The organism is Amycolatopsis palatopharyngis, from assembly GCF_003385185.1.
In the GTDB taxonomy this organism is placed as follows: Bacteria; Actinomycetota; Actinomycetes; order Mycobacteriales; family Pseudonocardiaceae; genus Amycolatopsis; species Amycolatopsis palatopharyngis.
The window spans coordinates 20,657-36,568 of the sequence record NZ_PQHZ01000042.1; the positions used below are offsets into that span (position 1 = coordinate 20,657).

Genomic DNA, 15,912 nt, shown 5'->3' on the forward strand with positions numbered 1-15,912 from the left:
GTGACGTGACGTGCACACTGCCGGCATACGCGGGCCGTGATGGGATGGAGCCGCTTCCGCGCTCCGCCGACACCGAGGTTCGATGACACACGACCGCCCCCGCAGGCCCTTCACCCTCCGATTGCTGCTGACCGCCACGATCGGCGCGATGATCGCCGCGTTCTTCGTCGCCTGCGACTCGGATTCGTCCGGGGGCGCGGCTCCCGCCCCGGCAGCACCGGCCACCACCTCGGCCTCCCCGTCGAGCAGCAGGACCACGACCACGACGCCGGCACCGACCAGTGAGGCGTCCGGGCCGAACTGTGCGCCGGTCATCGACGGCATGACCGCACGACAGCGGCTCGCGCAGCTCGTCGTCGTCGGCGTCGACCCAGCCGATCCGGCCGCCGCTGCCGATCTCGTCCGGACCCAGGGGGTCGGCGGGATCTTCATCGGCGGCAACGACACCGCACTGTTCGAGGGCGGGGCGCTGGGCAACGTCCAGGAAGCGGCGGAGGTGCCCGTTTCGATCGCCGTCGACGACGAGGGCGGGCGGGTGCAACGCATCGACGCCATCGTCGGCTCGATCCCCAGTGCGCGGGATATGGCCAGGACGATGAGTCCCGACGAGGTCCGCGGTCTCGGCGAGCAGCGCGGCAGGCAGTTGCGCGAACTGGGCATCAGCGTGAACTACGCCCCCGACACCGATGTGAGCGACCAACCTGCCGACTCCGTCATCGGCGACCGCGCGTTCAGTGACGACCCCGACGTGGTCCGCGAGTACGGGCTGGCTTTCGCGAAGGGATTGCAGGAGAGCGGGGTGCGGCCGGTGCTCAAGCATTTCCCTGGCCACGGGCACGCGGACGGCGACTCCCACCAGTCCCTTGTCCGGACGCCACCGTTGGCGGATCTGCGCGACAACGATCTTGTGCCGTACGAAAGCATCGGGGACTACGGCAAGGTCGGCGTGATGGTCGGGCACCTCGACGTACCCGGACTCACCGGCGGAGCGCCTTCCTCGCTCTCCGCCGAGACCTACCGTCTGCTCCGCACCGATTACCGGTTCAGCGGTCCCGTGATCACCGATGACCTCGGTGCCATGCGGGCCATCGCCGATCAGTACAGCCTGCCCGAGGCGGTGCTGCGCGCCCTCCAAGCCGGAGCCGACCAGGCCCTGTGGTCCTCCGGCGGCCGAACCAGCGAGGTGCTGGACCGCCTCGAGACGGCGCTCGACGGCGGTGAACTGTCCGAGACGCGCGTGCGGGAGGCTCTCGCTCGCGTGCTGCTGGCCAAGGACGCCTGCGGCTGACTTCGTGCTGGGATCCGGGCGCGGGGCGTACTTGTCCCGCGCCCGGCCGTATCACGGGTTGTCCAGCAGATCCCGCCAACCAGGCGGATTCGAAATCGGCTCCCGTCGTGGTGGACAACGTCCGCATGTCCACTTCGGACATCATGCCGGCCATCGCGCCGTGTTCGGAACGGCCGCCACCGGTCGCGGCTTCGTCCCATTTCGTCAGCCAGGCTTCGAGCTGGTCGATTTCGGGGCCCTGTGCCCGCTCGATCCGAGTCGCCAGCTCCCGGACGGCTTCGCTGCCCGTCCGTTCTGGCACGAGTGCGGCCATCTCCAGCGCCTGCTCGTGATGCGGCACCATCTGTTGCGCGAACACCACATCCGCCTCGTTATGCGCGGCGGAAGCTTTGGCGTCCTCGCCGCAGCCCGACAGCACGAAAGCGATCGTGAGCAGGGCAAAGCCCGGAAGTGTCCTTCTCATCGGTGAAAGTCCTTTGTGTTGGGTGTAGGTGGACCAGCGCGGCCGCCGACCCGCATGGTCGTCAGCCGTGGGCCTCCTACACCCGCAACACACAGAGACGTCAGAATCGCACGTCCGCCAACGCGTGGACCCGGATCGGGCGCCCTCGCGCGCCGGCACGAAGCCAGCACGACGACATGCGCTGTTCGTAGCGGACGCAGAAGCAGGGCAAGGGCCGCAAGCGCGATCGTGGCCTGCGCGAACACGGCCAGGTACTCGTGCATGGCCCCGTGCTGATCATGCTGCTCGCGGTTGGGTTCCTCGTGCTGCCACGGTTCGCCGATCAGGACCCACGAATAGACAGTAACCCTTGTCCCGCGTACGGCGATGTTTCACTAGATCGAGTCAATGTTGTCCATCACGGGCGCCAGCTCGTGACTTCCACCTCGGTAGCCGGTACACAACGTTTAGCTTTCGGCGCGTTCTGCCGATGCTATGGGGAACGCCGGAGGACGGTCCGGCACACTTACCACGGCAGCGCCGTGGGCTTGCACTCGCAACGGAGGTTTCGAATGGTGCGCACGGTTCTGCGGAACAGGCCCGAGGACACCGGGGACCTCGCGGAACTGTTGGACCGGACCGGCATCCTCGCCGCAAGCATTCCCCGCCAGCGACGCCGGGACGACGCCGAGGACGAGCAGTTCGAACTCGTCGTGCCGAGCCGTGGCGTCGGGCGGTCCGCGGTACTCGGCTGGGTCGCCGGAGCGCTGATGCTCGTGGTGGCGTTCGGCGGAATGTACGGCCTGGGCCAGCGCGACGAGCCGGTCGAGACGGCCGGTGGCCTCATCGAGGAGACTCCGGCCTCCGCGCCCGAGGTGCAGGCGCCCATCCAGCCCGCACCCGTCCAGCCCCGGCCGACAACTCAGCAACCCGAGCCGGTCGCGGCTGAGCCAGTGGCGGCCGAGCCGGAACCGGAACCGGAACCCGAGCCCGTCACCCAGCGACTGCAGGCCAGGCCCGAACCTGTGAGTACCCCCGAGGTCCGTCTCGACCTTTCCGAACGGGACGCCGAACCCGAGCAGGTGCGGGAGGTGCGCAAGCAGGTCCGTGACATCGTGGAACCTGCCTTCGAGGCCGCCGACTCCGCGTTCGAGATGTTTCCGGGATTCACCTCCCAGCGCTGACTTCCAGGACCCCGTCAGTTCCCGAGGAAGCGCACTGGAACCTCGGTACGGGAGCGCACTCCCAGCTTGCGCAACACCCTGGTGACGTGTTGCTCCACCGTGCGGGGGGACAGGAAGAGCCCGTCCGCGATCTCCCGGTTCGTCCGGCCGGCCGCCAGCATCGACGCGACCTCCCGTTCCCGAGGGGAGAGTTGGTCACCGTAACCTCGCCGTCCGCGATGCGACGGCGTCCACGCCCCGAGTTCACGCAGCGTGTGATGGCAACGCCCGGCGTCGCGGACGGCGCCCATCACCTCGTACGCCCGCGCGGCGGCGCGTAGATCCTCGATCGCGCCACGCTCACCGGCGGCCAGTGTGCACCCCACGCTCTCCTCGGTCGCCTGAGTCGCCGGATAGGGCATGCCCAATTCGCGGAAGGTCGCAGCCGCCGAGGCGAAATCCGCTGCTGCCGCCCGGTATTCGCCCTTCGCGCCGAGCAGCGTCGCGCGCGCCGACGCCAGTGCCGCCGAAGCGTACGGAGCTTCGAGGTCCGCAACACCCTCGGCGAACTCGGTGACCACAGCCTCGGCGTCACCGGTCCTGCCTGCCATCGTGTAGGCCTTGGTCGCCGAGGGAACCAGGTCGGCCCCCCACAGCCAGACACCCTTACGCCGGGCCACGATCATGCCGTGATCGGCGATCGCGCACGCGCCGGCCAAGTCCTCTGTGGCCAGTCGCACCCTGGTCAACAATCCTGCCGCGCAAAGCACGACTGGAATCACCGCGTGCTGCGGATCGTCCAGCCCGGTGGCATGCAGGTGGCGTTCCGCGTCCGCGAAGTCGCCGCGCATCGCGGCGAGCGCACCGAGTACGAGTTCGGCCTCCACGATCACCGGCGCCAGGTCGTCGTATCGCTCACTGGCCGCTGTGGCCGCCTCGGCAAGGCCGGTCCAGTTGCCCGCGGCCCAGTCCAGCCGCAACCGGGTGCCCTGCGCGATACTCGCCGCGAACAGGGCACCCGCCGACTCCGCCATGCGCAGGCCGTCGTCGAGCAGCCGCTGCGCCCGGTCCAGCCTGCCGACCCAGGACTGCGCGTCGGCCAGGTTGCACCAGAACCGCGCCAGCTGCACCCGTTCGCCCATCGTCTGCGCCGAACCGGGAATGCGTGTGTACTCCTCCCACGCACTGCCGTCGCCGATATGCGCGCCGACCGCGATCCGGTCGCCCGTGAGGGCCAGCCGCAACTCCGGGTCCTCGACCCGGTCGAGGACCGCGGCCACCTTCTCCATCCACTGCCGGTGCCACCGCAGGGAAGTGAGCCCCTCGATCGGCACCGCGAGCACGTTGTAACCACGCACCGCGAGTTCGGGATGATCCTCGAGTTCGGCAACGGCCTGCTCCACCTGAGCGCGGCCGCGCGCGAGTCTGCCGGGACCTCGGCACAGCAGTAGTCCCACCTGCAACCGGATCGTGCCGCGGGCGGTGCGGCAGAGGCGATCCTCGGCGAGGATTCGCTCCAGTGTCTCCACGACCTCCGTGCGGTGCTCACGCAGCGCGAGTCTGCTGAGATCGATCGCAAGCCGCTCGACGTCGGCCGGATTCACCGGACCGTTCAGGATCGACTGCAGCACGTCCAGCGCCACCGCGGTCTCGCCGGCGGCATCGGCAGCCTCGACCGCGGCCTCCGCGAAACGCTGCCAGTCCACCAGGCGTCCCGCGGCTCTCGCATGCCTGGCCAGGTCCGCCAGCGGATGAGTTGGCGGGCCCGGATTCTCCTGCTGGCACTGCGGTTCATCGCGGCCGAGCAGAGCGAACGCCTTGGCATGCGACAACCTTCGTTCCGGCGCGCTCAGCGTGTCGTACACCGTGCGGCGATCGGGTGCGTGCCGGAACCCGTACAGATCGTTCGCGAACTCGTGCAGCACTCCGGCGTCCAGCGCGTCGCGCAGAGCCGAGCACAGGCGTCCGCCGCGCAGGCCGGCGAGTGCGCCGATCACCTCGGCGTCCTTCGGAGCGCCGAGTACTGCCGCGGCGGTGGCAAGTCGTAGTGCGGGCGGGGTGAGCACGGCGAGACGCGCGTGCATCGACTCCCGCAGCAGCGCCGGCACCTCGAGCTCGTCCAGATCGCGTGGCCAGTGTTGGTGTTCCGCCAGTGCCCGCACGGTTTCCCTGACCACCAGCGGAATCCCGGCCGTCCAGTGCAGCAGCCTTGCCGCACGCTCCCCACCGATCCTTGGTACATCGAGGACCTCGCAGGCGAGTTTCCGTACCGAGGCCAGGTCGAGTGCCCGCAGCCGCACCCGGACGTCCGCGCCGACCGGTGCGCCGAGCGCTCCGCCGGGTGGCATTGCCTCCGGGCGGTATGTCAGGACGATCCCGAGCCGGGACACGGGCGGGGCGAGCAGGTACCGCAGCAGTTCCCGGGTGCCCTCGTCGGCCCAGTGCACGTCCTCCAGCACGAGCAGTGCCGGACCGGTGGCGGTGAGCAGGTCGCGGATCGCGCGGAACTCCCTGTGCCGCAGTGCGGCCCCCGTCGCCGGGGCGGGTTCGGGGGGAAGCACACCGGCAAGCTCCGGCAGCAGTGGACGCAGCACGCCGGTTACCTCGGTCAGCTCACCGAGCTGCACACCGGCAAGGCCCCGTAGTGCGTCGAGCACGGGACCGAGTGGAAACGGTTCCCGCATCGGCCTGCACCCGCCGCGCAACACCCGCACGGATGCGAGCTGCGTCCGTCCCAGCAACTCCTCGAGCAGGTGGGTTTTGCCGAGTCCGGCTGCGCCCTCGACCATGGCCAGCGCGGGGCGGTTCTCAAGGGCATCGACGAGCGCCCTGAGCTGAGCCGCACGATCGGCCGGACGAGAGCCAGGCGTGGTGACCATGGCGCTCTCCTCGACGCCGGATGCGTGGCTGCCGCCACCGTTGCCCTCGGAGCGTAATGGCGGAGGTGACGGTCAGTAAACCTGCCGACCTACGTTCGGCGTGAGCTGATCGGGTGGCCGGTACCAAAGGCCTGCCGGAGAACTCCGATCAGCACGACCTCCCGCTCACGTGGTGTACGCGGAGTTGAGCCGGACGTACCCCTCCGTGAGGTCGCAGCCATAGACGGTGAACTCGCCGCCCGCGATGCCGAGGTCGATCTCGATCACGACCTCCGCCCCGCGCAGATGCTCGACGAGCGCGTCCATCGCCTGCGCGTTCGGCTCGGCCGGGTAGACCTCGCGGCCGCCGAAGCCGATGCGAGTGTGCTCGGGATCGATGTCCAACTCGTCCTCGCACTTGCCGATCGCCATGGCGACCCGGCCCCAGTTCGGATCACTGCCGTGCACCGCGGTCTTGACCAGGGGCGAGTTGACGACCGCCTTGCCGACGCGTTTGGCCTGCGCGGTGTCGCGGGCACCGGTGACCCGCACCTCGATCAGCTTGCTCGCTCCCTCACCATCGCTGGCGATCTCCTTGACCAGGTGGAGTGCGGCCTGCTCGAGCACCCGCTCGAATTCGCCGAGGTCCACCGGTCCGGCGAGGCCGTTGGCGAACACCGCGGCCGTATCGCTGGTCGAGGTGTCGGTGTCGATACTGACCGCGTTGAAGGTGCGCGCCATGACCGACCGGAAGACGCGATCGAGATCGGCCTGCTCCAACTGGGCGTCGGTGCAGAAGAAGGCCAGCATCGTCGCCATGTTCGGCTCCAGCATGCCGACGCCCTTGGCGATCCCGGTCACCTTCGCGTCGCCGCAGGGCAGCTGGATGACCTTCGGCCTGGTGTCGGTGGTCATGATCGAGCCTGCGGCCTCCCGGAAGTCGGATCCGGTGAAGGGCAGGGTCAGCTCCTGCAGCGCGGCACGCACGCCGGGCATCGGGTACTTCACACCGATGACCCCGGTGGAGGCGATCAGTACTTCCTCAGGGTCGAATCCCAGTGCTTCGGCCACGCGCGTGTGGACCTCGGCCGCGTGGTCGGCGCCCTCCTTGCCGGTGGCCACGTTGGCGTTGCGGGCCAGCACCACCACCGCCCTGGCCCGGCCCGCCGCTGCCGCCGTCCGGCTACGCAGGACGCTGGGACCAGCGAACCGGGACTGGGTGAACACCGCGCTGGACACGGCGGGCACCTCCGACGCGATGACGGTGAAGTCGGCCCGGTCATCGTCGCCCAGGCCCGCGCTCGCGGTGTGGACGCCGAAACCGAGGGGCCCCGAGTAGTCGTGCGAAGTCATGAATTTGGTCCTCAGCTCGTCAGATTCCGCAGGAACTTCTCGGTGGTCGCGAGGGCCAGGCTGGCCTCGTTTCCGCCGTCCTCGACGAAGACGGCGAACGCGATGTCGCCCTGCCAGCCGGTGAACCAGCTGTGGCTGCGCGGCGGGGTCTCGGTGCCGTACTCCGCCGTACCCGTCTTGCCGAAGACCGGATCGCCTGCGACGGAGTCCAGCGCCCGGCCCGAGCCGTCGGTGACCACCTCGCGCATGACCGTCCGGAGCTTCTCGACAGCCGCGGCATCCAGTTCCGGGCCATCGGGCGCGGGAGCGGCCGGCGCCGGATCGGTGACCAGGGAGGGCTGCTTCCACTGTCCGCGTGCGGCCCCCGCTGTGGCCGCCGCCATCGCCATCGGGCTGACCACGGTCTTGCCCTGGCCGAATGCGGCAGCGGCCTGGTCGACGGGCTTGCCACCGCTGCCGACGGAGCCGGTGTACGCCGGAATGCCCATGTCCCACTTCTGGCCGATGCCAAGTTCCCCTGCCGTCTTCGCCAGTCCGTCCTGCCCGAGCTTCGGTGCGAGCAGCGCGAACGCCGTGTTGCAGGACTGGGCGAACGCCTCGCGGAACGTGGCGTTCTCGATCCCGCCGTCCCACGCGTTCTTGAACTCGCGCCCACCCACGTTGGTCGTCACCGGGCAGGGAACCGAGGTGTCGAGGTCGACCGCCCCGGAGTTGAGCAGGCTGAGCCCGCTGACGACCTTGAACGTGGAGCCCGGGGGCACCTGCGCGTTCATCGCGAGGTTTTGGGCTCCCAGTTCAGGCGAGTTCGACACCGCGAGGACGGAGCCGTCGGAGACCCGGACCGCGACGACCGCCGTGTTCTTGGTGGCCTCCGCAACCGCCTTGTCGGCGGCGTTCTGCGTACGCGGGTCCAGGGTGGTCGCCACGGCGGCACCCGGCCGCTCCTCACTGCGGAAGAGTTCCCTGCCGGAGTTCGCCCCTGCGTCGCCGGTAGTGCCGATGCTGACCGTCATCCCGGGCACGCCGCGCAACCGCTGGTCGTAGAGCTCCTGCAGCCCGTTGTGCCCCTTCTGGTCCCCGACCCGGAAACGTTCGGGATCGGCTTCGATGTCCTCCCTCGTCACGGGGTCGACAGTGCCGAGCAGTGCCCTGGCGAAATCACGGGTTGGAGCGAGAACCCGGCTCTCCTCCCGGAACACCGTGCCCGGTAGCTCGTAGATGTCCGGCCGCACTTCGAGGTAGCGCTCCTTGCGCAGCGTCACGACGGGTACGAACGCGTCGGGTTCGGCTTCCTTGATCCGTTTCGGCAGGTCGCCGGTGTCCACGCCGTCGGGTTCGAGGGCGGACCCGAGCGAGGCGGCCAGATCCTCGGCGGAGGTCACCTTGCTGGGCTGCACACCGACCAGGACCACGGGACGGGACTGCGTGATCGGCGCACCAGCCGCGTCGAGCAAAGAGCCGCGCGGGTCCTGGCTCCGGCGCAGCACCAGCCGGTCACCGGCCTGCAGATCCGGGTGCACGGTCGACGGCGTCCACTCGACCTGCCACTGCTCTCCGCTCTTGGCGAGCGACACCGTGGTCTCGTACTCCCACCGCACGTCGGGGGCGAGCGGCCAGGCGACGGTGACCGGCGCGCTCGCGCGACCCTCGTCGACGTTCACGTCGCCCGCGTTGAGCTCCGGGGCGCGTCCGCCCAGGCTGGCGGTCACCTTCCGGTACTCCTCGTCGTGTCCTGCGACGGATCCGTCCTGCCAAGCGGCGAGGAAGGACTCCAGGGACCGTGTGGCCGCGTCCTCCTCGGCGGAGCAGGCGGTGACCAGTGCCCCTGCCGTGAGCGGGATCAGCAGGCACGCCGTGATCCGGCGCAGGCGCGATCGGGTGTGCGCGTTCCGGGCGGACATCATCGAGTCGGTTCTCCACTTCCCCCGCGCAGACCCCCGTCGCGCATATGGCTCGTGATCAAAGGCTTGAGACCGGATCGCACTCTACCCCAACCTATTTTCCGTCACTCGTGTCGGTTAATACGATTCTCGAGCGCTTTCTCCGGGAAATGTGAAAACCCGCACTGATCAGTGCAAACAGTTCGTTTTGAGATGTAAGTCACAATGACGAGGGTTTACCGATTGGTAGGCCATACAAGTATTGGTGGACCGGTTTTTCGCAGCCCTTGCTAACCCCTTTCGCTGGTCCGTGGAGGAGTTCTCGGTGCCGACGCAGGAATTGCGTGGCGCTGCGGTGCTGGCCGGTCTTGGTGCCTGGCTGCCGCCGCACGTCGTCGACAATCACGAGCTCTCGCAGCGGCTCGACACGTCCGACGAGTGGATACGCACTCGCACCGGCATCGGCCAGCGGCACATCGTGACCCCCGGGATGTCCACAGTGGACCTCGCGACCGAGGCTGGGCGGCTGGCTCTGCGCTCGGCGGGCTCCGACCGGGTCGACGCGCTCGTACTCGCGACCGCCACTCCTGACCACGTCTGCCCCGCGAGCGCGCCGCAGGTCGCCAGCAGGCTCGGCCTCAACGGCGTCGCGGCGTTCGACGTCAACGCCGTGTGCTCCGGCTTCGTCTACGCGCTGGCCACCGCGACCGGCCTGATCGCGGCGGGCGCCGCCGACCGGGTGCTGGTCGTCGGGGCCGACACGTTCAGCACCCTCGTCGAACCCGCCGACCGGGGGACCGTGCCGATCTTCGGTGACGGAGCGGGCGCGGTCGTGCTCCGCGCGGGCACCTCCACCGAACTCGGCGCGATCGGGCCGTTCGACCTGCACAGCGACGGGGACCTCGCCGATCTGCTGGTGGTGCCCGCGGGCGGGGCGAAGCAGCGCACGTCGGATAATCCGAGTGACTACTTCCTCGACATGCAGGGCACGGCGGTCTTCCGCCACGCCAGCGCCCGGATGGCGGAGTCGTCCAGGGCGGTCCTGAACTCGGCGGGCTGGACCGTCGAGGAGGTGGACAGCTTCGTCGGCCACCAGGCAAACGTCCGCATCCTCAACGCCGTGGCCAAGCAACTCGGGGTGCCGCGAGAGGACGTCGTGGTCAACATCGAGCGCACCGGCAACACCAGCGCTGCCTCCATCCCGCTCGCGCTCACCGATGCCTGTGTGGACGGCACGCTCAAGGCCGGCGACAAGGTGCTGCTAAGCGCCTTCGGTGCGGGTCTCACCTGGGGCTCCACGGTCCTGCGGTGGCCGGAACTCTCCGGCGTCGAGTCCCCGCACCGCGAGCAACGCATCGCGCAGGCAGCCGCGCACTGACCGTCGCGCCGCCACCCCCCACGGAGGGCGCTACGCGCCGCTGTTTTCCCACCCGTCGCCCGGCCACCACCCCCCATCGAGGCACTACGTGCCGCTGTTTTCCCACCCGTCGCCCGGCCGCCACCCCCCACGGAGGCGCTACGCGCCGCTGTTTGCCCAGGCTGTGGTCGGTGACTGCCTGCCGCGCAGCTGCACGGTCTCGTGCGGATGCCAGAGCGCGCGCTCGCCCTTCGAAGCGGCTTCGAGAACGGTGTCACTGGACAGGATGCGGCCGGACACCCGCTTGGCCTGATCGGTCAGCCGGGCGGCCTCGTTCACGGCGTCGCCGATCACCGTGTACTCCATCCGGCTGCTGGTACCCAACTGACCTGCGAAGACCGGTCCCGTCGCCACTCCGATGCCCAGATCGAGCTCACCGGCCGCGCGGACCTCGTCGCGAATCCGGCGCGCGGCCTGCAGCGCCGAGGTGGCCGGGTCGGCGAGTCTGGTCGGGGCGCCGAAAATGCACACCGCGGCGTCCCCCTGGAACTTGTTGACCAGGCCGCCATGGGTGCTCACCGCGCCCACGACGCTCGCGAACAGGCGGTTGAGCTTGCGTACCAGCTCCTCCGGCGGCATCCGGTAGGCCAGTGCTGTCGAGTCCACCACGTCCACGAACAGGGCCGTCACCTCGCGGACGTCGCCGGAGAGCGAAGCTCCGTACTCCAGTGCGTGCCTGGCGACGTCCGCGCCGACGTGCCTGCCGAACAGGTCCCGCATCCGCTCCTGCTCGCGCAATCCGGCCACCAGGTCGTTCACCGAGGTCTGCAGCCTGCCGATCTCACTCGCGTCGTCCACCGGCACCGACACGTCCGTGCGCCCCCGTGCCACCTCGTCGAGGGCGGTCCGTAGCCGGTGCAGGGGAGTGGCGACGGCACGCGCGAGTAATGCGGTCGCGACGGCGCCCACCACGAGACCGATCGCGGACAGCAACACCAGACTCGCGGAGGGCTCCCGGGTGCCGAGATTGGGTGGCGAGACGACCAGCAGCACGCCGAGCAGCGGCACACCGCTGGACAGCGCCCAGGTCACGGCAAGCCTGGTGAGCACGGTGGTCGGCAGGTTTTCCTTGGGTGGGACCACGTCCAGGGCAAGTGTCATCACCGGCCTGGCGACCCACTCGGCGGCCAGGTAGGTGAGGCCGACGGTGGTGAGCCCGCCGAGTGCGATGGTCAGGGCCACCCCGCCCGCGTCCCAGCCGGACCCGAACGCGGCGGCCAGCACGCCGAGCACCACCGTGCCTACCGACCACAGGGTGCCGCTGACCAGCGTCATGTCCACCGGAAGCCGTAGCGCCCTGCGCGCCTCGTCGGGTGAGGGTGGCCGGCCGAGAACGAACCAGATAGCCGTGCGCCGCTGCAGGATCGCCGTCCAGACGGTACCGATCAGCAGCGACAGGGCGACGTAACTCGCGGCGCAGACGGCGAGGATCCACTCCTTGCCGCCGACCTCGCCGGGGATTCCCTGCAGGGTGAGCAGCAGGAACACCACCCCGGCACCGCAGACGCTCGAACCGATCCCGAGCGCGGCGAAACCGAGACTTGTGCGCAGGACGGTGCGCAACCTCGCCGACAACCGCATCCTGGCCACGCGCTGATCGTATTGCCTGCACTCCCCGCAACCACCCGGTCACGGTGCTGGCGCATCCCGGCCCGCCACCACCCCACCTCGCGCTTTCCCGGGAAAGTGCGGTCAGGACGCGCGCTTGCGCCGTGGCCGGGAGGCGGCCTTGACTGCCTTCTCCAGTTCGGCGCGGCTCATCTTCGACCTGCCCTTGATCTCGAGATCGCGCGCCATGGCCTCCAGATCAGCCTTCGTCATGTCGCCGAAGTCGGCCTGCTCCGGCTGCCCCTGACGCTTCTCCTGACGTTTCCGGCTTCCACCGCGCTCCCGTTCGCCGCCGCCCTTACGGCCTCGCACACTGCGCGACAACGCGTCGAACAGGTCAACGACGGTGGTCGGCTCCGGCGGAGCGGACTCGGCGCTGACCGTACGGCCCGCCTTCTTGTCCTCGATCAGCTTCAGGACTCGTTCGGTGTAGGTGTCGCGGTACTCCTCGGGCTGCCACTCCTCGCTCATCGACTCGATCAGGTTTATCGCCATGTCGACTTCCTTGCCTCGCACCTGTGCGGGCTCGGGCAGCTTGCGCAGTTCCTTGGCCGGGTCCCTGATGTCGGCCGCGAAGTGCAGCGTGTCCAATGCCAGCACACCCTCGCCGGCTCGGACGGCGGCCACGTACTCCTTGCCACGCATGACAAAGGTGGCCACCCCGGCGCGGTTTGTCTTGGCCATGGCCTCGATGAGCAGGCTGTACGCCCGGTTGAACTCCTCCTTCGCCGGCGCGAGCCAGTAGCTCTTCTGGAAGAAGATCGGATCGATCTCGCCGAGGTCGACGAAAGCCTCGATGTCGATGGTCCGCGACCGGCCCGGCGCGATCTGTTCCAGTTCCTCCCGCTCCACCAGGACGTAGTCCCCGCTGTCGAGTTCGTAGCCCTTGACGATGTCCTCGTACGGGACTTCCTTGCCGGTGCGCTCGTTCACGCGGCGGTAGCGAATTCGGTCGGAAGTACCGCGTTCGAACTGCCGGAAGTGAATGGTGTGGTCCTCGGTCGCGCTGAAGAGCTCGACCGGCACGGTAACCAGGCCGAAGTTCAGCGCCCCGCTCCAGATGGGCCTGGCCATCACCAACCTCCTCGAGTCCCATGTGGACAAGCAGCTGTACCGATCTCGTTCATCCGGCCTCCCGGACCACTTCGCCCGCCGATTTGTCGTCCCTGATCCCGGTGAAGCGGCCATGCCGCAGCTTGCCGTCGCCGGTCCACTCCGCGAAAGTCACCTGCACCACCAGTTCGGGCCGCACCCAGTGGGTTCCGCGTTCCCGGACCGGTTCGGCGAAAGGGGTTGCCGGGACGCGCAGTTCGTCCAGCCTGCCGCGCAGGTGCCGCAGCATCGCGGTGTCATAACCGGTGCCGACCTTGCCCGCGAAGCGCAGGCTGCCGTGGTCGTAGTAGCCCAGTAGCAGCGCGCCGAAGCCCATCCGTGAACCGTTGGGCTCGGTGAAACCGCCGACCACGAACTCCTGCTCGCGAACGCACTTGAACTTGAGCCAGTCCTTGGAGCGCCCGCCCTGGTAAGGCGCGGTGGCTCGTTTGGCGATCAGTCCTTCCCAACCCCGCGCACAAGCCAGCTGGTAGTACTTCTCGCCGTCACCGTTGCGGTGACTGGAAAAGCGCAACGGGCCGGTGAAGTCGAACGCCTCTCGCAGCAGTCGCTTGCGTTGCCGCAACGGCAACGGCCGGGCATCCGACCCGTCGAAGAACAGCAAGTCGAACAGGAAAGTACACGAGTTCGCGAAATCTGACGCTACTTGGAGCGGGAACCCATCACGGGACGGCCATGTTAGGTCGGGCGAGCGTGAAGATCCGTCCGTCAGGCCGCCTTGGCCTGGCGCGGTCGCCCCCTCATTCTGGTCATCGCTGAGGAACTCGATCGACCAAGGCCCAGTGGGCGGAGTGTCCGGGCCGCGGCAGCCACACCCCCATTCCCTTTGGCTTTCACCTGCCTCCGGGCGTCTGCGCTCCTGAGATCCGCGACCCGCTGGACCTCGCGCACCTGCCATGCTTCGAACCTTCGAGCGATGGAGAGCCGAGAGACCAGTACGGCGGCCGTTCAGGAGCAGAGGCTCGCCGAAGTCGGGTCTTCGTGTTGACGGCAGCGCCCATGATCGGGAAGCACCTGGCGCATTCGCCGGCGATCTGTTCGAGGGTTCGTTTGACCTTTGATTCCCGGCCAGGCGGAGCAGGCTCATGCCAAGTTTCCTCAGCGTCGCCACCGGCGTAGGCGTGCTGGTCGAGTTCTTGCCAGACGACGTCGCGGATCCAGTGGCTGCGGTATCAATGACCAACTGTCCGTGGACGAGTGCCGCGATCCGGGCGGGGTCCTTGGTGCCTGGGGATCTGTAGCTGCGCGATCACGATCGTCTGCTGGTGCTGCAGCGCGGAGAGGATCTCGCTGCCCGCCGCGCTGCCCGGGGCCGATCGTGTCCCGTCCATGCCGTCCATCGCCGGCGCACGCAGGTCGGCCGTTGGGCCGCCGTCCCTACCGTCACCGGCAACGGCGCTGTCGCGAGCGGGGGACGGCGCCGCTGATGACGTCGAGGGCCTCGTCGACGTGTGCGCGGTGGGTGCGGTAGCTGAGCACACACAGCCGGAGCGTGAGCCGCCCGTCAAGGACGGTGCTGGAGCAGAACACCCGACGCGTGGCGTTGATCCGCTGGAGTAGCGCGCGGTTGCCCGGGTCCCCACCTGGCCCGCGGAAGACCACGGTGCTGAGCTCGGGCAGCTCCAGCGGTTCCAGGTCCGGGTGCTGGGCGAGCCGGGCGTGGGCGTGGCGGGCCAGGTCGAGCTTCTCGTCGAGCGCGGCGCGGAACGCCTCGACGCCGTGCAGGTGCAGCGGGAACCACAGCCGCAGCCCGCGGTGCTCGCGGGTGAGCTCGGACCCGAGGTGCGCGTAGTCGGGCAGCGCCGTGTCCCCGATGTCCTGCAGGTACGCGCCCCGGTCGTCGTCGGTCAGGGCGCTCGCGAGCGTGGCGGGGTCACGGACGAGCAGCACCCCGGTGCCGTAGGGCAGAAAGAGGCTCTTGTGCGGATCGAGGGTGAGCGAGTCGGCGCGCTCGACTCCGGCGAGGCGGGCCCGGCCGCGGTCGGTGAACTGGAAGAAGCCGCCATAGCAGCCGTCGACGTGGAACCACAGCTCCTGATCGGCCGCGATCGCGGCGAGCTCGGTGAGCGGGTCGACCGCCCCGGCGTTGGTCGTGCCCGCGGTGCTGACCAGCAGGAACGGGGTGAGGCCGGATGCGCGGTCCGCGGCGATCGCGGCGCGGGCGGCAGCTGGGTCGATGCGGCGCCCGTCGCTGGTGGGGACGAGCCGGACCGCCGAACGCGGCAGGCCCGCGATCCGCGCGGCCTTCATGACGCTGTGGTGTGCCTGATCGGACAGGTAGAGCCGGGCCCGGCTGAGGTCGGTTCGGCCCAGGTGCCGTTCCCGCGCGGCCACGACGGCGGCGAGCAGAGCCTGCGACCCACCGGTGGTGATAAGTCCGGTCGCACCGGCGGGCAGCCCGAACACCGACGCCAGCCAGCGCAGCAGCCCGTCCTCCAGCGCGACGAGACCCGGGGCGAGGTCGGCGAGGCCGGTGTAGCGGTTGAGAACGCGGGCGACCAGCTCGGCCACCGCGGAGCTGGGCAGCCCGCCGCCGGGGATGTAGCCGAAGTAGCGCGGACCCGCCGTCTCGACGGCGAGCGCAGCCGCCGACCGGACCGTGTCCAGCAGCTCCGGCAGCGGGGCGGGGGCAGCGCCGGGCGGCCGACGGAACGGTTCGAGGTCGGCGGGGCGACGGCCGTCGGCCGGCGCGCCGCCGAGACCGGTCAGGAACTGCCCGAGGGCGGCCTGCACCGGCGGCAGCAACTCGTCGAGCGGATGCCGCTCAAGCGCGTGGTCGACGTGGTCCAC

10 protein-coding genes and 1 pseudogene are annotated in these 15,912 nt (G+C 69.4%); 3 read left to right on the plus strand and 8 right to left on the minus strand.

The window, feature by feature from the left end; genetic code table 11:
• Nucleotides 1–82: 82 nt before the first annotated feature.
• On the plus strand, nt 83–1,288 hold the full coding sequence (locus D0C15_RS25680) for a glycoside hydrolase family 3 N-terminal domain-containing protein (RefSeq protein WP_245976226.1): 1,206 nt from the start codon (nt 83–85) through the stop codon (nt 1,286–1,288).
• Between the two features lie 133 nt (nt 1,289–1,421).
• Here D0C15_RS25680 and D0C15_RS35610 read toward each other — a convergent pair.
• Nucleotides 1,422–1,751, minus strand: a pseudogene (locus D0C15_RS35610) (DUF305 domain-containing protein); the annotation flags it as partial.
• Nucleotides 1,752–2,302: 551 nt separating this feature from the next.
• Between D0C15_RS35610 and D0C15_RS25690 the strand changes: the two are divergent.
• Nucleotides 2,303–2,914 (plus strand): hypothetical protein, encoded by a 612-nt coding sequence (locus tag D0C15_RS25690; RefSeq protein WP_116050391.1) that lies wholly within the window; start codon nt 2,303–2,305, stop codon nt 2,912–2,914.
• 14 nt (nt 2,915–2,928) lie between these two features.
• Here D0C15_RS25690 and D0C15_RS25695 read toward each other — a convergent pair whose 3' ends face one another.
• From D0C15_RS25695 to D0C15_RS25705, 3 genes are all read right to left on the minus strand, one after another.
• Nucleotides 2,929–5,772 (minus strand): ATP-binding protein, encoded by a 2,844-nt coding sequence (locus D0C15_RS25695; RefSeq protein WP_116050393.1) that lies wholly within the window; start codon nt 5,770–5,772, stop codon nt 2,929–2,931.
• A gap of 165 nt (nt 5,773–5,937) precedes the next feature.
• Complete coding sequence (gene argJ, locus D0C15_RS25700) at nt 5,938–7,104, minus strand: bifunctional glutamate N-acetyltransferase/amino-acid acetyltransferase ArgJ (RefSeq protein WP_116050395.1); 1,167 nt, start codon at nt 7,102–7,104, stop codon at nt 5,938–5,940.
• 11 nt (nt 7,105–7,115) lie between these two features.
• The gene (locus D0C15_RS25705; RefSeq protein ID WP_116050396.1) at nt 7,116–9,008 is read right to left on the minus strand and encodes a penicillin-binding transpeptidase domain-containing protein; all 1,893 of its coding nucleotides are present in this window, start codon (nt 9,006–9,008) and stop codon (nt 7,116–7,118) included.
• A gap of 301 nt (nt 9,009–9,309) precedes the next feature.
• Between D0C15_RS25705 and D0C15_RS25710 the strand changes: the two genes are divergently transcribed.
• Nucleotides 9,310–10,362, plus strand: coding sequence for a beta-ketoacyl-ACP synthase III (locus D0C15_RS25710; protein ID WP_211323321.1), 1,053 nt, complete (start codon nt 9,310–9,312; stop codon nt 10,360–10,362).
• 138 nt (nt 10,363–10,500) lie between these two features.
• Here D0C15_RS25710 and D0C15_RS25715 read toward each other — a convergent pair whose 3' ends face one another.
• The 4 genes from D0C15_RS25715 to D0C15_RS25730 form a co-directional block, all read right to left on the minus strand.
• On the minus strand, nt 10,501–11,982 hold the full coding sequence (locus D0C15_RS25715) for an adenylate/guanylate cyclase domain-containing protein (RefSeq protein WP_116050442.1): 1,482 nt from the start codon (nt 11,980–11,982) through the stop codon (nt 10,501–10,503).
• A 111-nt stretch (nt 11,983–12,093) separates the two neighbouring features.
• The gene (gene ku, locus D0C15_RS25720) at nt 12,094–13,083 is read right to left on the minus strand and encodes a non-homologous end joining protein Ku (RefSeq protein ID WP_116050398.1); all 990 of its coding nucleotides are present in this window, start codon (nt 13,081–13,083) and stop codon (nt 12,094–12,096) included.
• 49 nt (nt 13,084–13,132) lie between these two features.
• Entirely contained in the window at nt 13,133–14,209 is a 1,077-nt protein-coding gene (locus D0C15_RS25725) for an ATP dependent DNA ligase (RefSeq protein ID WP_342768600.1), read from the minus strand.
• A gap of 296 nt (nt 14,210–14,505) precedes the next feature.
• The gene (locus D0C15_RS25730) at nt 14,506–15,912 is read right to left on the minus strand and encodes a pyridoxal phosphate-dependent decarboxylase family protein (RefSeq protein ID WP_245976228.1); all 1,407 of its coding nucleotides are present in this window, start codon (nt 15,910–15,912) and stop codon (nt 14,506–14,508) included.